The sequence below is a fragment of the Methanogenium sp. S4BF genome (assembly GCF_029633965.1).
In the GTDB taxonomy this organism is placed as follows: Archaea; Halobacteriota; Methanomicrobia; order Methanomicrobiales; family Methanomicrobiaceae; genus Methanogenium.
The window spans coordinates 423,575-444,668 of sequence record NZ_CP091277.1; the positions used below are offsets into that span (position 1 = coordinate 423,575).

A 21,094-nucleotide genomic window follows, 5' to 3' on the forward strand; every position below is an offset into this window, starting at 1 on the left:
AAATAAGAAGCAAAGCGGGTATTGGGAATCGTTCTCCCGAGCATGATTCGGCATTATGCCACGAGCGGTCAGTAGTGCATCACCTCATGTCCACCTCCCGGCAATGGGTCGTTAATGCCCCATCATTTATTTCTCAATATGCATACTCCCCGGTCGTATGGCGTGAAGTCGGGAAGGACCGGGACGGGCATTCTCTCTTATCAATTGGTTCAAATATGTTCCATCTGGAACAAAATGTGCTCATTCTGATCCGTCAAATGTGAGATCAGTTCTGGCTTCTGAATAGGTTAGAGTTGATTGGAATATCAGTTTCCTGCTGGGAAGCACATTCATTGAAAATAAATATATATTCATTATTTTTTGATCGAAAGGTTAATTCTCAATTTAATATGGGTGGGTAAGTTGGCAATTAAGAATTAATTCAGTATATATATCTTGGTTAAAGAAATATATCATTATTTAAGGGGTGTTTATGTGGATTATGCAATAAGGAAGGGACATTTTGGATCTGAAGAACTAATCTATGCTAAAGACCCTGAAGATTCGCGATACATTCAAAATCTCCAAAATAGCCAGTTAATTTGTCCTGAGTGTAGGGAGCCAGTTATATTCATAAACACATTGAAGAGGATCTATTTTCGACATACACCAAACAATCCAAATACTCATGATTGTCCCAACTATTCAGATAGTAAATATGCAGAACAATACCAGCAACAACAGGAGTTGCGTAAATCTGGTCAACGTTCAAAGCGGATCTATATTTCGAAGAGTGGGGAGACCTTTGGACTTTTTCTTGGTTTTCCTCCATTGGATGAGGAGGTCGTTGTAGCTGCTAAAAATGAACATCTTGTAATACAAATCATCAATCCAAACCATGCGGAACTAAAAGAAAATAAACTCCTTATTAATCAGGTAATTCCAAGAGAAACCACTTTCATTCGGCTGATGTGGATATATGACAATTATTCACTCAAATATAGTGAATGTTCAGTCAGTGATGATATAATAAATATCTGGGATGAAGATTTAGCAGGACTTCCGGAATCTGGTGCATTGTTTGCATATAGAAAAGATTATGCTAGGGGTATATCCGATTATGGAGAAATTACCACAGACAAATACTATTATTTTGCAACAGCTACTGAAATTCCGGATAGTTATAACGATTTTCTCGAATATGAGTTTGCAGGAAAACTCGAAGGTAGGACCATTGGATATGAATCTAAATGGATGATCTACCGAGTGCAGTTTACTAAAGTCACCGAAAATGCCCATGAATTTGCAAATTTAATGAGAGTTGAACTTATTGAGTGGCATCCTCCTTTAATTCCGATTTGGCCTCCACATGTGCAGTTTGGAAACAGGCAAGTTTATAGTAGACCAACAACAGTCGTCAGTCTTGCGCAAAGATCTGATGAATCGGATTATTATCAGGAAACAGATACACAATCTTGTCTACCTATTCCAAAATATCGAATTAATGCTGGATGGTTACTGTCCTCCTCTGTCAAGGGTTCCATGCACATAACATCGTCTTCTGGACAATATGAATCACACCTCACATGTGAATATACTGAAGAGATATCTCAATATTTTGCCCCGGAAATAACATTGGAATACGAGAAAAAAACACTTGAAAATGGTGACCTTTTCCTCCTCAAAGAGAAGCCATACTTATCTTTTAAATCGGACAGCAAGTGTAACATTTACCACTATTCTGAAAGACAACTGAAAAACATTCACTGGAATAAAATGTCTATTCTTGAATTTTTTGACCTTTCTAAAGGAGACCGTATTTGTGTACGCCATGGAATGGATATAGTCTATCAGGTAGCCATTCCAAAACACATTTCAAAAGTAATAAATGCCTCAGTAAATAACGACGAGGAGATCCATAAGAAACTTGTTCTGTTGGGGGGCACGTTTATACCAACGCCCGTGAATACTAAATATATTCTGAGTAATCTTGGAAATTATCCTAAAGTCAGTGGCTATCTTCGCCAAGCGCTACAATATGGGAAAATCCCACAACACGCATATGACAATCTTATTTCTGAATTCACCTGAAGAGTTGAAAAATAATGACTAATTCAAAAAAATATTCCAATTTACATTGCTGCATTGGTATTCCGGTGAAGTTTAGTGACGATGACATCAAAGTCTTAAGGATTGCAGATATTTCTACAGCAGACTGGAATAAAAACAGAGTAAATTCCATTGGAAAAATTTATACTAATCCAGATGAGGGAACCATGCTCATACCAGTTAATCTGGAGAAAACCCCGGTCCAGTCTGAGCATGACAATGTTGGACTCTGGGTGTGGAAAGAAGATGATAATTCTGAGGGGTACGACGCAGCCCCTTATTCAGTCCTTCATAAAAAAATTAATTTCAAATACACTTATTATGAACTCATCTTCTTGAAAACTCCGGAATCACCAGACCATCTGAGGTTATTGGTGGGTTCTGATGATGAGTTTGCACGTGTATTGGAAAATGGGATTGTTGTTCCGGATACGTTTTCAGACAACCTCCTTGTAGTCTACGATTACAATGAAGAAGATTACTTATGCGTTGAAATAAATAAAGCGACATCCTGTCTACGATATAATCAGTTGCTCTTTGTAACTGATAAAAAGTCATTGAATCGATATAATATCAAAAGAACTGATGTTATTGATTCGTTCGATCCGAAATATAAAGATTTATTTTCTGAGAATTCCGTAGACCTGACTCGAAGGCTCATCTACACCAAGATGAAAATGAGTCAAAATGATAAGTTGGATTCTTTATCCCTCCATACTGATTCAGCCCGTTTTGCAAGATATTTTTACCATATTGCCACTCGCCTGAACTATTCAGAAGATGAGAAAAAACTAGTAAATAAAATAATCACCGAAGCCCTATCAAATTTAAAATTACAACCCATTTTGACAGAATCACCAGAGAATGAGCAACGGCTTGAATTGCAAACAGAGATCATAAACTCGTATCTCAACACAGACGATAAAGTTGAGGAATTTGTAAGAGGGGTTATTGCACATGTCCCAAAGATCAATGAAGAATATGTTGCCAAAATGCAACATGAAGTCAATCAAGGATTGCTTGAGCAAAAAAAGGCTTTGGGGAACGAAATAGATTATCTAAAAAGTATTATCGATGGCCTTAATGGGGAGATTCTCGCAAAAACTGCGGAGAAAACCGCTGAAACTGAAGCATTAAAATCACTCAAGAAAATTGTCGAATCTGAAGGCGAGCGAGAAAGAGCTGAATTAAAATCCCAGATCGAACAGAAGCTTAAAGAATTTGAAACAGCTCAAAAAAAGATTATTGTTGAGGAAATTGCCGCCTTTAAAGAAGAACATCTACAGGCCATCATAAAAGAGGGTGAACAGTTTAGAGCTAATCAAAAGAATGCCATCCTAAATAATCTTCAGTCTCTTCGTGAGGAATTTGACAAACTTCAAGATGAAATAGCTTTATCGGAGGTCTCCAAGGAACAGTTGCAGAATGAAATTTCTGATAAACAACGCATTTGGGAAGAATTATCTAAACTTGAGCAGGATAAACGAGATTTAGAAGCAATAAATGAGCAGTTAAAGACTTATTGCGAACTTAAAACCAGTGATATTCAACAGAATCCTGGGAAATTCCTGGGAGATCTGGCATTATTCAAAGGTATTCTACCATCCGGAGTGCCTGAAAATATAAGTGTTGTCTCCTCATCAAATTCAGGTCTGTTTGTTCAACCATCAAAAGAATATGGATCAGATCCGTTTGAAATTACTGAGATTGGAGGATTGGTTGGTTATCTGAGTGACAATCTATCGAACGTTGGGGTTGAGATCGAATATGCAAATATCCTTGCTGAATTCATCGCAGGAGCATATCTGACGAGAACCCCACTTCTCCTTACGGGGTGTAATGCAAATCCCATAGCTGAAGCCATCTCAGTTACCCTCTGCTCACAAACTCCTGAGATTATATCAGTCCCTACTGGTTACAACGACTATTCATCATTACTAAATGCTGTGAAAAATACCTGCGGCAATGTTGTTCTTCTTCAAAATGCCATTGGGTCCATTGACGAATACTGTTATACGCATCTTGCAAGGGATATTCATGATGAAAATCCCGAAAAATATCTCATGTTCTCACTTGATTTCACTGAAAACATGCGGATACTTCCTTCAAGTGTACTGGGATACATGGCCCTCATCAATTCTGAAGATGTGATTAGCTCTATTACAAGAGATTTCTTGGACCCCGCTAACTGTGCCAAAGCGACACCTGCTGAAAGAACTTCGGAGGAAGTAAAGGAACTGTATCAAAGAATTGTTAAGCTTTCATCTGGAACAAATACAACGAACGGATATAATCTGACTAGAACTGCAATATTATCTGCGGTTGCAACGGATGACAAGGATAATGAAGATGCTGCACTGATTCTGGAGCTTGGATCTTTCTGCAAATTAAAGGGAACTACGGATGAACTGAATCAAAGATTAGAATGTCTTAGTAGAGATGACCTCAAAGAGATCGTAGAGAAACTTCTTGGAGGAGAATAATTCCATGGGGCAATATCCCTATGAAATTATGGCGCAAGGGATGGGAATATCCCGTTTTTCCTGTGAAGATGAGATTGCCTTTATTTCCCGAATACTTTACTCCGCCATTTCAGAGTGGACGAAAACGACAGTCCTAGATCGAAGTATTGAGGTTGAAGGTGAGGTATGTGATGCAGAAGATACACGTTACACAAAACATCACGTGACCAGAAAATGCAATCTCATCCTTTCCACATATTTAGATCTCTATCCGGACGTAAAAAAATGGTTTTTTCCTAAGAATAAACCAGATATTCAACCAATAAAGTTAATTCAGGAAAGACTGGAATTTTCTGGATTTCTAGTGTCTGGGCCTGAAAATACGATTCAGTTACCTCCTGACAAATACGCAAAAGTTGCTGAAAATTTATATTTGCTACGTGGGACATCATTTGGAAAAGATGGGGAAATGCATGGTCTTGGATGGTATGTCGATAGTACTTCTGAACATAATGCGTATTCTCTTGAAGAACTCTTTTTGATACCGCATATTGATGCAAAAGATACCGTCCTTGAGTACACGAGATTTGCTGAGGGGAAATTCACACTGAACTCCGCCATATCTGATGTCCGAAGGTATTTTGATCCATTATCGGGGCGGGTCTTTTCCGAATCATGGGAACAATCGCTCCAACATCCTTGGGAACGAACTGTGTATCGAAATAATATTTTTGATTACGGACTTGCTAAACACGAAAACGGAGAGATATACGCACTTGCATTTCCGGATCATATCATCAAGACGCAAGATGTTCGCAGATTCATGTATGGCCTTAGGTATCTGAGTCATAATCCGGAACATGCAAGAATAACAACCTATGATGACGCAATCAAAATCAAATTGAACTCTTTTCTTCCAGGGAGAGAAGGAATGCTATTCTACATGATTGCATGGCCAGTTCGTAACATTTTGGACAGAACTGAATTTATTACATCACCGGTTTTTCTCCCAATCATTACGAAGATTCTGGAAAATCTGAACATTAAGGTGATACTAAATGGCTGAATACAGTGTCCAAAATACACACCGTGAACTTGTTGAAAAACTGAAGGACTACATTCAGGCACAATACTTTGGTGAGAGTGATCTTCTTTTAAGTGCATCTAAAGACCTTTTGAATGAAAAAAATTCTATCTACAAGGATCCCTACATTGAATCAAATCAGACATATCAGTTACGAAAAAATGGACTGGTTGATGCTGATATCCCGGAAAATATCAAGGATTTCCTTTGCCAGATGGGTGACAAAAACTTAGGTGTTTTCAAGACTCCTTATAGTCACCAAGTAAAAGCGCTTGAAGATTTTTATCATGGAAATGACATCCTTGTAACGACAGGTACCGGTTCTGGAAAGACTGAGTGCTTCATGTGGCCCCTTGTTGCAAACCTTGCAGCTGAAGCAAAAATCCGTCCTGATTCTTGGAATAAACGAGGTGTTCGGGCGTTATTACTTTATCCCATGAATGCACTGGTCGCGGATCAGATAGGCCGGTTGCGGAAGATGATTGGGGATTACGATGGACAATTTTACACACTTTTTACTGAATATGCCGGTGATCTGAACAGCCGGGCTCCCCAGTTTGGGATGTATACTGGTAGAACGCCTTATCCGGGTCAGCCTAAGAAAAAAAAGGATGAAAAGCTGGCAAAAACACTGGAATATGATCTGATCCATCGTAGTCCTGAGTTAATTAAAGAACTCAAATCACTTGGGAAATATCCATCAAAATATGATCTGGAAACCTATATTACACATCTGAATGACGGCGTCCATATAACAACTTTACGTGATGCGGAATTAATCACACGTAAAGAGATGCAGGATAATTGTCCTGACATTCTAGTCACAAATTATTCGATGCTTCAGTATATGCTGATTCGGCAGATTGAACAGCCATTCTGGTCGAATACCCGCGATTGGTTAAACGAGTCTCCCGATAACAAACTTCTGTTAGTCATTGATGAAGCACATATGTATCATGGTTCTGCGGGGGGAGAGGTTGCCCTTCTCATTCGTCGGTTAATGTACAAGTTGGGAATTACACGTGATAAAGTCCGGTTTATCCTCACCAGTGCAAGTATTCCTGTTGATGATGAGGACAGCAAAATCGAACTTAAACAGTTTCTAAGGGAGATTACTTCATGCGAGGAGGATACATTCTCAATAATTGTTGGAGAAAACAAAGAGTATAGTTCACCAAATCCGGTTGATATCTCCGCAAAACAGATTCGTGACTTCCCTCTGGATGATTTCCAACTTGATGATACGACAAAGATATCGGCAGTCCACAAATTCTTCCGGTTACTTGACGGAACCAGACCTCCTTATGATACAATCAAAGAACTGGAGGCATGGTTGTTTGAAACATTGCCAAAATATGGTTCAGTTCAACGGATAATAAATCAAACCGCTGGAAACGCTACCGAGATCAATGAACTTGCAGGGATTGTTTTCCCAAATGATGATAATGATACTGCACTTCCCGCAACACAGGTTCTTCTCTCGCTCCTACCACTTGCCAAAAAAGACGGGCAGGTTCTTTTCCCTGCACGACTTCACATGTTTTTCCGTGGCCTACAGGGGTTGTACGCCTGTACAAATCCGAACTGTTCTGAAAAACACACCGGTGACGGCATCACACTTGGGAAGATCTACTCAGACAATGGACGGGACACCTGTCCTTACTGTGGTGGGAAAATCTATGAGTTAATCAACGATAGAAGGTGTGGAGCCCTGTTCATCAAAGGATACTTGCATAACGCAGAAGATTCAGCGGGAAATGCACAAAATTCTTGGGAGAAAAAATATCTATGGCATACTCCGGGTGAGGTATTTGGAGATGAATTGAAGGAAGTACATCTTTACATCGTCCCGAAGAATTGGTCTGCGGATATGGGAAATGAAAAGATACGAGGTGGGTGGCTTGATACAAAAACCGGGTTCATCCATTTTACCAACATTCATGCTGGAGATGATGAATTCCTACAGGTTTGTTATTCTCTTAATCCGGTAAAAGGCAAGCCAGATCAGTTCACATTTAGTAAATGTCCCAAATGCAAAAAAAGGCTGATGTATTACTCGTTTTCAGATTTTTCTACGAAAGGAAATGAGCCGTTTTACAACATTGTCTCATCACAATTGTCTGTACAGCCACCTACCATATTCGATGAAGAAAAACTCAAACAACAACCAAATGGCGGGAGAAAAGTTCTAGTATTCTCTGACAGCAGGCAAAGAGCTGCTGTACTGGCCAAAGATATGACCCGGGCAGCAGATGCTTATGCTGCAAGAGCGGTCATGGTTCTGGCGGCTATCCATTTGCAGGAATGGGCTGAAGATACGGGGAATATTGTGACACTTGATATGCTCTATCCGGCATTTTTGGAGATCGCATCTCACAATCATTTACGCCTGTTCTATGGGGGAGACAAGGCTCGCTTTAAAGAAGATCTGGAAATTATTAAAGTTGCTATCAAAAAAGCAGAAAAGCGTAATCAATCATTAAAATATGGTCGGATAGTAAAAGATTTCGATGACATACCCGGACTGTTTTCAGAACAGCTCCTGAAAAATCTCTGCTCATCTTTCATGTCTTTGACGGATCTTGGACTGGGTTGGATGGAACCTTGTTACAAGGATGATATTGAAGAATGTCTTGAATCATTTGAGGAACATGATATTGAGATGTCCGAAGAGGAGTTTATTGCCCTTTTTGCTGCATGGGCTCAGTATCATTGTACAAACTCATATGCTATTGGAACCAAGATTTCTGATCAAATTCGGTTCAATATTGCCCTTCGTAAGTATGGTCGATTTGGTGTAGAAGAAAAAGACCAATATAAAATTCCATCCAGATTCAAGAATGTTCTGGAGGAAAAATATACTCCAGAACAGATCAAGTGGATCCTGCTTAAATTGTTCAAAACGTTCCTTCGTCGTGGAAGAGGTGAGGAAAATGGCAGCTATTTCCTTGTCCTGGATAAAATTGCGTTAAAATTCAGGGACAATCATAACTGGTACCGTTGTAGAACGTGTTCTAATATTTTCCCATATACTCTGTTTGGGAAATGTGCTGATTGTGGGTCCTCTGATGTCTATTACATGAGTGAGGAGGATATTGAACGCTATAAGTTCTGGAGAGATCCTGTTCTTGACGCAATCACAGAAGGTTCTGGGAAATCGATTCGTACCATTAACACTGAAGAACACACGGCACAACTTTCCTATAAAGATCAACAGAATGACATCTGGTCTACGACGGAAAGTTACGAGATGCGGTTCCAGAATCTTCTGTTTGACGATGATTACCCGGTTGATGTACTGAGCTGTACAACCACGATGGAAGTGGGTATTGATATCGGTTCTTTGACCGCCATCAGCCTTCGAAATGTTCCCCCAATGCGGGAGAACTATCAACAGAGAGCTGGACGTGCAGGAAGGCGTGGAACATCAATTTCGACCATTGTAACCTATGCTCAGAATGGCCCCCATGATGGGTGGTACTTCACTCATCCCGATAAAATTATTTCAGGAGATGCCAGTAGTCCATGGATAGATGTAGATAATTTCACACTACTTCAGCGTCATGTAAATCTGCTCATCTTAAGTGAATTTTTGAGTGAAAATGGGACAGACCTGTATGAATATCCGGTATTATCATTCTTTGATAACTACTATGATAATTTCATAAAGTTTCTGAATACATTCCGATTCAAACCGGAACTTGAGGCAAGCATTTTCTCCACTGAAAAAATGGATGCCGGTTATTATCAAAAATTTGTAAAAGGGCTTACCCCTGAATTACAGAGAATCCGGGATGATGTGCTCAAAAACCGTGAACTGCATGAGGCACAGGTTGAAAAAGGACACAAAACCAGTCTTCTTGATCATTTGAGTTTTGAGGGAATCTTACCAACCTACTCTTTCCCACAAGATGTTGTAGGATTCTTTATTGAGAACAGATCTGGAAGTAAGATTCTCCAAAGACCAGATCGTTCACTTGACATTGCGATTAGTGAGTATGCCCCGGGAAAAATTCTCGTTGTGAATAAAGAAACCTACAAAGTTGGTGGAATTTACAGTTTCCACTCAAAGTTTCGAAAAGGAAACAAGCGTGAAAATCAGGCACAACCATATTTTGAGGATCCAAATTATCTGTCGGATTTGTATCTATGTCCTGATCCGTATTGTGGCTGGACTGATACAGACTTTCCGATGGATGGAGTCTGTCCATTCTGTGGAAAACCTGTCTCTGAAAACAGGAAACAGAAGCTGCTCCGACCGTGGGGCTTTGCTCCTGTAAATGGAAGGAAAATTCCTGAAGCACATGCGGAATTTGAACAGTCATATGCAGAGGAGCCATGCTACTTTGCAACACCCGACCGTAGAGACATGAAGGATATCGGGTGTCGGCACATAATGGCAGCAGTTCGTTCCGATAAGATTAGGATCATTAACAAAGGTGTGAAAGGACGTGGATTTAATGTGTGTCAGAAGTGTGGTGCTGCAGAGGTTACAGAACAACTTACTGGGGAAGGTTCCGGATCAAAAATGTTGGAGGATATTGGTCGACCATACGCAATCCCAGGTGTGACTTCGAACAAGTGTTCCCATAATCCAATAAATCTGTATCTTGGTCACACCTTTGCAACAGATATGATTGTCTTTGAGTTTGAGTTGGATAAATCTCAAATTAACACGAATCCCCGTGGAATGTGGATTTCAAACGCTGCAACAACACTTTCCGAGGCATTTTTACTTGCTGCAAGTCGTACTCTGGATGTTGATTTCAATGACATCAAAGGTGGTCACAGAATTCATGGAACGGAATATACAACTTTTGTTGATATTTACATATATGATAGTCTGTCAAGTGGAGCAGGATATGCAACTGGCCTTCGGAAAATGATCGTTCCGTTACTTGAGAATGTTGAGGCTGTTTTGAATTGTGATAAAGAAAACCCTTGTACTACAGCGTGTCACACGTGTCTCAAACACTACTGGAACCAGAGAGTTCATGATAAATTGGATCGATTTGCCGCACTTGCTCTCCTTAACTGGGGTAGATATGGTGATCTGCCAAAACCATTGAGTATCGAGAGACAATATGAGATTATCGCCCCACTTAAGCGTTTGTTTGATGATGATCATCCTGAAATTCAATTTCAACCTGAACAAGAATGGATCTCAATTAATTCACCCAAAAAATCTGCCAAATTTGTAGTGTATCCTGCGATGTGGGCAATTCCCCATGCAAGCAATAATACTCTGTATTTGTCAGATTCTTTGGTAAATAGAGCACTCCCCAAAGCATTCGATGAGACTAATCACTTCATAAAAAATATATTGGTGGAATAGTTTATTCAAGTGAGTAATGGCAACTCAATTTATCCTTTTTTAAAGGTAGAACGAGGTGACGCTGAAACTCTTAATGCCATACATTCGTATAGTAATTCCGCTGAATTAATCCCCAATAATTTATATTTATCTCCTTGGCAGGGAATCCAAAAATACATTTCAATTTCTCAATCTGATTATTAACCAATCTGATTTCCTGCCCATAATTTACCCCTGTGAAATCCCCCCTCACCAAGGAGAGACTTTACAACATGTGCCTTTCTTTTCACGTGCCATCCACATTCCTTACTTCCAACCCGCAGGGTTCTTCTATATCCCATCAGCCGTTCTATCAGTTTCTGTGCACAGGAAAATCTGTCGCACAGGAGCAAATCTCCATGAAAAAAACAGAACGAGAAGTTCTCAACTCCATCCCGGACCGGCCCGCTGCGCTCGTCCGTGAGAATCGAATCGCAGAAGAAAAGAACAAAACCCGGCAGATGCTGCCAGACAGGGGGGCACAGGCATGCCGCCGATAGACACGAAACAGAGAAAGGGCAGCCCCACCACAAAACCCTGCGCCAACAGTGAAATGTCCGGAACTGCCAGAGAACAATTAGCGGCTGATGGTATAAAATCAACGATGAATGAACGGGCCGCCATCAAGACCGGGCCGGTTCCGCTCTATCTCATCCCGCAGACGCTTTCGTCAGAAATTCACGCACATGGCGGGGAGATCTCCGAGATTGCGATCAAACGGACCGGGCAGCACGTCTATGCGATTACGCTGACAAAAACGCCAAAGCAGGGCAGAGATCAGGGCCGGGAACAGAACCGCAATCCGGGTGGTGCGGATGCAGACTGAGCCCGGCACGCTCTCCCTCGTGAGGGGCGGAACACTCGCTCTCCACCTCGCTGAGGAGACCTACTCCCTCACACGGGATGACATCCACACCCTGTTATTCAACGGGCAGAGTGTCCCCCTTACCCGGACGGAGGAGGTGAACAATCCCGACGGCGCCGTGTTCGTTTCGACGGTCATCGACGGGCACATCACTGTCCACGCCTCCGGCCGGGCCGTCATTGCCGCCACACGGGGAGGGCTGTACAGCATCCCGTTTGCCTGTTTCCGGCAGGTCACCCGTGGCGAGGCAGCCTCTGCCCCCCTCTTCCCGGTACACCCGGCACTGGCAGGTGGTTTCCTGTGAACGCAGGTACAGAGGAGATCCGGGAGGGGCTATCCCTCCTCTTTTTGGACGGTGCGGTCGTCGAACTCCGTGCCCTTGGTGACGGTGGCGTCCACAGCGGCTACTTCACCGATTTTGACGCACTCGCCGGGCGGGCGAACGCGATGGACACGTACCCCGGCGTGCAGGGCATCTATGTCACCGTAAACGAGGTGAACCCGGCACTGCTCTCCCGCCGGGCCAACCGCGTGAAGCAGCGCCTCTCCCGGAGTGACGCCACGACCGCCGATGCCGACATCTGCCGCCGCCGGTGGCTCCCCATCGACCTCGACCCGGTCCGGCCGAGCGGGGTCTCGGCGACCGATGCGGAGCATGCCGCCGCCCTGAAACGGGCCAAAGCGGTGGCCGCATGGCTCACCGGACGGGGTTTCCCGGCACCGATACTCGCCGACTCCGGCAACGGGGCGCACCTCCTCTACCGCATCGACCTCCCGAACGACGGTGAGGCCACCCGGCTGGTGAAGGGGTGCCTTGCAGTCCTCGATGCCGTCTTCTCAGACGAAACGGTCCACTGCGACACGGCGAACTTCAACGCGGGCCGCATCTGGAAATGCTACGGGACGACGGCCCGCAAGGGGGACAATACCGGAGAACGGCCCCACCGGAAGGCCCGCATCCTCTCCGCCCCGGATGCACCGGAGGTCGTGCCGGATGAGCGCCTCCGGGAACTGGCCGGTTCCATTCCCCGGTCCGCCCCCGCAGCAGAGCAGGGCAGGCGGCGGGGATCGTTTGACCTTCGTCGCTGGCTCGACACACACCACCTCGCCGTCCGTACCGAACGGCCCTGGCAGGGAGGCACGCTCTTCTCGCTTGCCGCATGCCCGTTCTCCACCGCACACCGGGACGGGGCGTTTGCCATCCAGTTCGCAAACGGCGCCGTCTTCGCCGGATGCCATCACGACTCCTGCGGCGGCGGAACGCAGCGGTGGCAGGAGCTCCGGGCACAGTATGAGCCGGAACGGGCCGCCGGAAGACAGACACCCGGGACAGAGCCGTCCAACGATGAGGAGGAGCCATTGGAGGATCTCTCCCCCGCTCCTTCTCTGCCGGACACCACACCTGAGCAGCAGGAGCACCGGAAACGGGCCACAGAGATCCTCGAACACGGTGACCCGCTCGCCTTCCTCCTTGATGTCTTCCACCGGGACCATGTCGGCGACCGGACGGTCGCTGAGTGCCTCGCGATGTCGGTCGCCTCGCAGTCCGTGGAAAACACCGCGGGCCTGCACGTCGCTATCTCCGGCAATTCCGGCAAGGGCAAGACCCACGCCTGCAACGCGATGCTCCGCCTCCTGCCCGAGGCATACCGGCTGAAGGGCACTGTCTCAAATAAGGCCCTCTTTTACTATGATGATCTGCTGCCGGGGACGGTCATCCTCTTTGATGACATCTCCCTCTCGGATGACATGCAGGAGCTCCTGAAATCGGCGACCGCGAATTTTCAGGAGCCGGTGGTCCACCGGACGCTCACCCGCGACAGGCAGCTTAAGGTATGCACCATTCCTGAACGGTGCGTCTGGTGGCTTGCCAAGGTGGAGGCGGTTGGCGACGACCAGGTAATGAACCGGATGCTCACGGTATGGATCGACGACTCCAGTGTGCAGGACCAGGCCGTCCTTGCCCACCTGAAAAAGGTTGAGGCAGGCAGGGTGCCTTCTGCAGCCGGGGACCCGGACGTCCCGGTCTGCCGGGAGATATGGAAGATACTGAAGCAGGCCGTCCGGCATGTCTGTATCCCGTTTGCCTGCCGCATCAACTTTTCAGCGGCCCACAACCGGCGCAACCCCGCGATGCTCTTCGACCTCATCAAATGCCATGCGGTGCTGAACTTCCTCCAGCGGGAGAAGACAGACGACGGGACAATCATCGCCACCCATGCCGACTTCGTCTATGCCAGACAGCTCTTTATCGCCATCAACGGCAATGTCGGCGGGCAGGAGACGAAACTGACCCGAAACGAATCCTCAGCCCTTGCGACGATCACCCGGATGGACCTGCGTGTCTTCACTATCCGGCAGCTGCAGGACACGCTCGGCCTCTCCTATTATCAGACCTACCGTCTCCTCCACGGCTACTCGAACAGCCGGACAACATACCTTGGTCTCCTTGACAAGTGCCCTGCAGTCAGCCTCATCGACGCAACGGTGGCTGAAGAGATCTGCGGGGTGGAGTGCCGCCGCCGGGAGCACTACTTCTCCTTCGATCTTGTCCATTACCGGGGATGGTCCGAACAGGCGGATGTCTGGCTTGGGGAGGGGGACGATGATGACCGCCCGGAGGATGATACAGGTGGTGATGATGGCAGTGATGGGGGAAATGATACGGACGGTACCGATCACAGCCGCATTCTTTCACCTGCTTTCCACCAAAAACCCGAAGACGGTGCAACGAAAAACGGCGGGCCTGATACTCCTCTTTTTAGCAGAGAGAGTACGAGAGAAGAGAGGCGTACAGAGAGTATGGGAACTTTGTATGGATTGCCCGTAACACCCGGCGACCCGGCTGCCTCTGCCGTTGGGCGCGGGAGTGTATATGATCCTGACAGAGATGCAAAGATTCCGCCGGAGTCATTGCCGGGGCGGCCAATTGAGCATTCCGGCGAGGATATGCAAAAAACACAATGCAAACCGGATCACAACGGTTTCACAGGGGATACAAATGTGCAGGGAACGAAAGGTCCGGGGACCACCCCGCCCCTCCCCGGCATCCTGGATCATACGTCATTTCACCGGTCGTCGGTCTCGCTCGGACACTGTACTATCTGCGGAGAAGGAGCGGCGGTGTATCATTCACGAGAGCAGCGGGCGAGCATCTGTGAAGGGTGTTATGCCCGGATGATCCGGGAGTGGAACAAGGGTGAGGGGGTGGTGTGATGCCCGGGGACGGGCGGTCAAATGGGTGAATCAGACCAATCCGCATTTTTCCGTCCGGCACATCTCCATCATCATCTCCGGGTCACCCCGGAGCACCACCTCCCGTGTATTCCCCCGCACGGACGGGCGAATCAGCTCGATGAGCCGGAGGTCTGCGAGTCTGGTCAGCCGGGTGTGGAAGACGGTATAGGAGACCTTTGTTGTCTCTTTGAAGGACGCATACAGTGTTCCGGAAGTGACCGGCACGTCAGCATCCTTCTGCTTCATCTCCGCAATATGGGAGAGCAGCCGCTGTTCATCCGGCTTCAGGGCCTCGACGAGCTGGATGAGATGTGCTCCATGTGCGGCCTGAAACGAGTTTCTGACATCTTGCTCCTGTACAACAGTCCGTGCAGCCTGTTCGGCCGCGGCCGCCGCCAGTCTCAGGAGGCTGATGCCCACCCGGAGATCCCCCTCCTCTATTGTGAGGGCGGTGATAAGGTCCAGCATCCCGGACGGGACTACTCCTTCATAGAGGCCCGCCTGCACGCGGTCATGCAGGATGCCACGCACTTCTTCTGCTCCATAGGGCGGACAGGAGATCAGATAGGGCTGATAGACAGACCGTGTCGACGGGTCGAGGAGCGCGAGGTGGTAGTCTGTCCGGGTGTTTACTGTCGAGACGACACCGATTTTCACTCCCGGATAGGCTTCATGCATCCGGAGCAGGTAGCGAAGGATCTCACCGGGATGACCGTTGCTGCCCAGATAATTGGCGTCGTCCAGGCAGACGATGAGGACTGCTTTTCGTTTGATGAGCTCAGACGCAATGGGGTCAGTGAGCCGCTCCGTCGGGATGCCGGAGAGCGACGGCTGATGCCCGAAGAGTCTCCTGAAGATGGTGGCAAAGACACGAAACGGCGTCCGGACGCTCTCGCAGTTGACGAAGACGGTGACGACATGGGAGGTGATCTCCTCAATCTCGGTGAAGATCTCGCGGACGCAGGTGGTCTTCCCGGTCCCCGGCGGGCCATGGAGGATGGTGTTCACGGGGTGACCTCCCCGCAGGGCGGGCCTGAGATGCGTAGCAAGCTCCCGGAGCTGCATGTCACGGTAACTGATGGTATCGGGTGTGTAGTCGAATTCAAAGACACCGGGGTCTTTGAAGAGTGTCTGGTTATCCATGAGGAAGTGTTGTGGCATGAAAAGGGAGTCGGAGTGACTGATAATAGCGGTTTAGTGGGCGGGGGATGAAAATGAAGAATTGGGTGAATTCTCTGACTTTCTGCCCGAATCAGGAATACGGATTAGAAATAAATAGTATCTAAGAGCATGATTGTTCGTTTATCAGGGTTACCATTATGCGTTCCACTCCATCACCCGGAAAGAAATACTCAGAGCGACAGGATAACAAAAAAACTGATAGATACGTCTCTGCAGGTATTCAGGAGACCGGGACAAAATATCTCCATGCCGGAATACCGGGAATTGAGTACAAATTGACCTGTCTGCCTATTCGGGAATCCGAAAAATGTCAGATTATGCGCAGAATGTCCCCTGAGTGTCAAAGAATCTTAAACGGGACAAAGTGGAGTGAAAACGGTTTTATTCCCTCATTTAAAGCTACAGACATAATATTAGAGAAAGTTGCTCGTCGGACATATAGTAAAGCTCGCGGCAGATAAAACCGATGAAAGAGTTATTTCTTTTTGCCGGGCCAAATGGATCCGGTAAATCCACAATAATGGCCCCATTTCTCTCAGATGGCTCTTTAGACTATTTAAGCCCGGATTATTGTTTACGTGAAGATCCCGAAATTAAAATTATGCCCGCTGGTCTGGAAAAGTCAATCCGGGCACGGGAAGAGACCGAAAGACGGCTTGAAGAAATGATCTCAGCAGGAAAATCCTTTGCATGGGAAACGGTGTTCTCTCATGAAAGCCGCCTGAATATTTTGAAATACGCAAAGGAAGAAGGCTATCGGATTCATCTGACATACGTTACGACAAAAGACGCTGATATCAATGTTGCCCGCGTTCAATCCCGGTTTAGAGAGGGTGGCCATGATGTGCCGGAAGAGAAAATCCGGGGAAGATATGGACGTTCCGTCGCTTTTTTGCCAGAAATGATTGTGATTGCCGATGAAGTTCTCATCTTTGATAATTCCTCAGAAAAAACCGATCCAAAACTTTTGTTTCAAAAAATCATGCAAACAGATGATGATACCGAACCTGAAATGATCGTCTGGCTGGTTGATGATGAGGATGTGGTTGAGTGGGTTGTGAAATACGTGGTTTATCCGCTTGATAAAATGGGTATTCAGGTCCGGTGCTATAGGTGAATTTGGGAAATCGGCCGTTCCGATGCTTTTTTTCCACGACTTCCGGTATTCTGGAGATGATGAAAATACATCCTTCCAAAAAAAAGCCGCAAAAGAAATTTGAAAATTATTCTGCGATATATGCGGATTGAATCGTAATTCAGCCTTATCCGTGGACTTAGAAGGTAATTCACCCCATCCCCAGCCACTGCACCGCCCACGCCGCAAGTGCCCCGACAATCCCGCTCACACCCGCAACAATACCGCCGGTCCGCTTCTCTGCCCCGGCCTTTTCGGCCCGCCACCCTTCGAGGTTCCGGATGCGGCCTTCGAAGTCTGCATCCGTCTCTTTCATCTCTTCGAGCGTCCGGCAGATCCACTTCACATCGCGGTGCGTCTCGATGATTTGGGCGGTTACATCATCCTTCATTTTCGTTCAGCATCTCCTGATAATCTGTGCATAGACTCTGCGGTGAATGCAGATAAATATTACTTGTAGTAATGTTTGCCCGATAGATTCATCCGGGGTACGGATCGGAGGAGGCTGTTGCTGCTCTCCCGTTTTGTTTGAATTCTGTTCTTCTCTCACATGCTCTCTTTTAAAATCAAATATCTGGTGCAAATTTAACTTTGCAGATAGTATTCGTCCCGGATGCGGATGGGGGTCTGAACCGTATGTCCGGGAGTCCGGTGGTCCGTCCCGTACATTTTTCTGGTCAAATCATCCGCCGTTTTCGTTCATGCCATCGATGATTTTTGGATGTGACCCAATGTTAAGGCACGTTAATATTACCCAAAGTAATAGTTGTATATGTCAGTCGCATCCCGGGAACCGGCTGGCAGGAGTGCCATACCATGGCTGACTTTATCCAGACCACCAACACCAGGAGTGCGGTGCGGGACCTGACCATCCCCATCGCCGACATCACCACCTTCGATGCCCTCGTGCAGGACATCATCGACACCAATCCCTTCGGCTGCACTGCGTATGTCGAACAGGGCGTGACCATGGACCCGGTTATCCGGTCCAAAGAAACGTATGATGTGAAGTTTGTCTATGAAAACCTTGAGGCCGACACCATCGGCGACGTCTCCGTCAAAGTGGCGTCCGTCACTGCATTCGGCACCGCTGCCGCTCATGTGATGGCAGACGACGACCTTGCCGCGGCAATCGGGGGCACCCAGTCCCGCGACACCGCAAAGGACACCTTCTCCTGCAGGCTGAAGTGCCACGACCCCTCGGGGGAGACCTACTTTGTCACGCTCTCCCGCACCAGGGTCCGCATCTCATCCTACGCGGATGATGCTATCCGGGCCACCGTTGAGGCGTGGGCCGACGGGAAGCCGGAGCTGGGCTGAGCAGTCCGGGCCGGAAACGGCAGCTGCAACCTGAAACAGGGTGGCCTCCACCCCTGTTTTGGCACATATCCGGGCGAAACAGGAAGGAGAGAGGCCACTTTCAATTCACATTCTCATGCCTGAACTGTTACGAAATATGATCTTCGAAGTTCCCGTTCAGCATCAGCCGGATGTATCCGTACCCTTTTAAAAAACATCACCCCGCTTTTGTCGGCTGATACGTCAGGGAACCGTCACATACCTTCACTGCATTCACATCATATCCGGCGGCAGTCTGGTCCGGTATCATACTCTTCCAATAATCTGCGACGGTGGAAACAGGCATTTTCCGGATCATGGGATGATCAGACCATCCATCATAAGAGTGAACCGGTCCTGTTTCTTCCCGGAGAACCATACCATGAAGAGTTCTGCAATTCTTCCATTCAACGCGGTGTTCCGGCTGTGCAGATGGTATGCATGCCGAACGTGTTCGGATAACGCAAAATCCCCTTTTGGGGGTCTGGTTCCCTTTCCACCGAAGGGTATGAACGTAAATGGTTCAGTAAGAAAAGTGGGAATTGTTCTCTCCACCCACACAAAATACCAAAGAGCCGAGGATTCATATACCGGTTAACCATTATCTCCCCTAATGGCATTCATGTTGCATCGCTCCCTGGAATCAGACATCATGAGTGGCTAAAAATGAATCCTCCGGTGAAACCATGATTTTGGATCTGTGCAGATCGCCTGAGACAGACAATGCTGACCCAATCCCCTGTGATAGTAAAATCGATGTAACCATGCCGGGTGCCCTCCCGGTTACGGTAAATATCGGACTGTTTATTGAAGGGGATGGGTTGATTACCGATATATCCGTTCATTCCCTGGATACCACCCTTTCCCGGATGAAGTCCATTTTTACGAAAACACCCCATACATTCCGGTTCATTCTGCCCGTTACGTACGGAACTGAAGAAGATATTGTAAAAACGATTTTATCCTGCAATTTCTGGAAAGAAAACTCTCCTCCAGAATTGCTGTTTTTCAGGCTGAAATACGATGCAGGGATTTTAACAGAACCACTGTTTGAAGACACTCCGTATGAAATCTGTGAGATATCTCCTGAATTCAAGACGTTTGGGTATGATCCGGTATCAATGGCAATCACTGAGTACAGCAGTCTTGTAATCATTATCGGAACAGGACCTGAAACAGCAGGAAACGATGGTAAAAACGCATATTCCCTTGCAAAACGCTATGGGAGGTCCGTCGTTTCAATTGATTCCAAAACCGGCAGAATAACGGAACTGCCTTCGAATGATAACATATTCAATTCATATGCACAGATTAACTTCTACAACAGCAAAAACGTAAAGCCTGCAAAATTTATCGCTGAAAAAGAACGGTATATAAAAAATCTGGAACATGATCTTCGGGCTGCAGGTTTTGAAGAGGGTGCAATAACATTCTCCTATGAATCTCTCCTGTCACATTACATCAAGGTCAGAACGTTAGAGACCAGATACAATTTCCTCTATGCGCTCAAAGGAGTGACGATCGCACTGTTGTCAGCGCTGGCAATTTTTACCATTACCATGCAGACTCTTTTTTTCCCGGAAAATCCCGGCCTGATCTGGATTGAAGTTGCATTTATCGGAGTAATCATTATCTTAATGGAAGCTGCAAAGGTCGGCGATTTCCACCTGAAATCAATAGATTACACCTTCCTTGCTGAAAGGATCAGGACAGCATTCTATACCCGGATTATCTGCATTTCCTGTCAGACAACAGATACTGCACCTTTCATGACCCCGGTGAGGACGCCGAACGACTGGATGGTCATGGCGTTTGAAACCATGGTCTCTTCAGGCAGGATGATATCCTGCAACAGGGAAGTCCCCCTTGAATCCATCAGGGAATTTATCATATCAGCCTGGATCAGGAAAAGACTGAATTTTTATGAAAAAAAGGCGGATGTTGCCAGATTCAGATATAATGTGTTAGCAAATTTCGCACTGATTCTGTTTATCTGTACCATGATTCTTGCAATTGCCCATGCACTCGGTATCGGCCATGGGCAAAAATTATTTGATATCGGAGTCCCGCTGTTCATCGCTTTTCTCTCTATCACAATACCTGCGTTCGGAGCGGCAGTGAGTGCAATACGGGTTCAGAGAGAATATTTCCGAAAATCAGAGAGGTATTCACAGATTATTCGTCATCTTTCGGCAGTCATAACGGAAATGGAATATGCTACAGACACAGGGGAATTGTGCAATCTGATAAAAAAGATGAATGAGATGACCTTCAGGGAAGCACATGACTGGAAAATTGTATCCAGATGCATTGATACGGAGTAGTTTCTTCATGATGCCCCGGCGTGGAG

General features: G+C 46.4%; 13 protein-coding genes. 11 read left to right on the plus strand and 2 right to left on the minus strand.

Annotated elements, in window-relative coordinates; all coding sequences use genetic code 11:
- Nucleotides 1-435: 435 nt before the first annotated feature.
- The 8 genes from L1S32_RS02145 (at nt 436) to L1S32_RS02180 (ending at nt 15,068) form a co-directional block, all read left to right on the plus strand.
- Nucleotides 436-2,070, plus strand: coding sequence for a hypothetical protein (locus L1S32_RS02145; RefSeq protein ID WP_278155737.1), 1,635 nt, complete (start codon nt 436-438; stop codon nt 2,068-2,070).
- A 14-nt stretch (nt 2,071-2,084) separates the two neighbouring features.
- Complete coding sequence (locus tag L1S32_RS02150) at nt 2,085-4,571, plus strand: hypothetical protein (protein ID WP_278155738.1); 2,487 nt, start codon at nt 2,085-2,087, stop codon at nt 4,569-4,571.
- A 4-nt stretch (nt 4,572-4,575) separates the two neighbouring features.
- On the plus strand, nt 4,576-5,616 hold the full coding sequence (locus L1S32_RS02155; RefSeq protein WP_278155739.1) for a hypothetical protein: 1,041 nt from the start codon (nt 4,576-4,578) through the stop codon (nt 5,614-5,616).
- The gene (locus L1S32_RS02160) at nt 5,609-10,969 is read left to right on the plus strand and encodes a DEAD/DEAH box helicase (protein WP_278155740.1); all 5,361 of its coding nucleotides are present in this window, start codon (nt 5,609-5,611) and stop codon (nt 10,967-10,969) included. Before L1S32_RS02155 ends, L1S32_RS02160 begins: the two co-directional genes overlap by 8 nt.
- A 377-nt stretch (nt 10,970-11,346) precedes the next feature.
- The gene (locus L1S32_RS02165; RefSeq protein WP_278155741.1) at nt 11,347-11,487 is read left to right on the plus strand and encodes a hypothetical protein; all 141 of its coding nucleotides are present in this window, start codon (nt 11,347-11,349) and stop codon (nt 11,485-11,487) included.
- A complete protein-coding gene (locus L1S32_RS02170) occupies nt 11,475-11,813 on the plus strand; it encodes a hypothetical protein (protein WP_278155742.1) in 339 nt (112 codons plus the stop codon). Before L1S32_RS02165 ends, L1S32_RS02170 begins: the two co-directional genes overlap by 13 nt.
- Nucleotides 11,803-12,156: a hypothetical protein gene (locus L1S32_RS02175; protein WP_278155743.1), complete on the plus strand. Its 354-nt coding sequence runs from the start codon at nt 11,803-11,805 to the stop codon at nt 12,154-12,156. The genes L1S32_RS02170 and L1S32_RS02175 overlap by 11 nt, the downstream gene beginning before the upstream one ends.
- A complete protein-coding gene (locus tag L1S32_RS02180) occupies nt 12,153-15,068 on the plus strand; it encodes a hypothetical protein (protein ID WP_278155744.1) in 2,916 nt (971 codons plus the stop codon). The genes L1S32_RS02175 and L1S32_RS02180 overlap by 4 nt, the downstream gene beginning before the upstream one ends.
- A 30-nt stretch (nt 15,069-15,098) precedes the next feature.
- On the opposite strand, the gene L1S32_RS02185 is transcribed toward L1S32_RS02180, so the two are convergent.
- Nucleotides 15,099-16,250: an ORC1-type DNA replication protein gene (locus L1S32_RS02185; RefSeq protein ID WP_278155745.1), complete on the minus strand. Its 1,152-nt coding sequence runs from the start codon at nt 16,248-16,250 to the stop codon at nt 15,099-15,101.
- A 487-nt stretch (nt 16,251-16,737) separates the two neighbouring features.
- Between L1S32_RS02185 and L1S32_RS02190 the strand changes: the two genes are divergently transcribed.
- Nucleotides 16,738-17,388 carry an AAA family ATPase gene (locus tag L1S32_RS02190; RefSeq protein WP_278155746.1) on the plus strand — a complete coding sequence of 217 codons (651 nt, stop codon included), beginning with the start codon at nt 16,738-16,740 and terminating at the stop codon, nt 17,386-17,388.
- 169 nt (nt 17,389-17,557) lie between these two features.
- On the opposite strand, the gene L1S32_RS02195 is transcribed toward L1S32_RS02190, so the two are convergent.
- Nucleotides 17,558-17,797, minus strand: coding sequence for a hypothetical protein (locus L1S32_RS02195; RefSeq protein ID WP_278155747.1), 240 nt, complete (start codon nt 17,795-17,797; stop codon nt 17,558-17,560).
- A gap of 425 nt (nt 17,798-18,222) precedes the next feature.
- Between L1S32_RS02195 and L1S32_RS02200 the strand changes: the two genes are divergently transcribed.
- Both L1S32_RS02200 and L1S32_RS02205 read left to right on the plus strand, forming a co-directional pair.
- On the plus strand, nt 18,223-18,726 hold the full coding sequence (locus tag L1S32_RS02200; protein ID WP_278155748.1) for a hypothetical protein: 504 nt from the start codon (nt 18,223-18,225) through the stop codon (nt 18,724-18,726).
- A 704-nt stretch (nt 18,727-19,430) separates the two neighbouring features.
- Nucleotides 19,431-21,068 carry a hypothetical protein gene (locus L1S32_RS02205; protein ID WP_278155749.1) on the plus strand — a complete coding sequence of 546 codons (1,638 nt, stop codon included), beginning with the start codon at nt 19,431-19,433 and terminating at the stop codon, nt 21,066-21,068.
- Nucleotides 21,069-21,094: the final 26 nt, after the last annotated feature.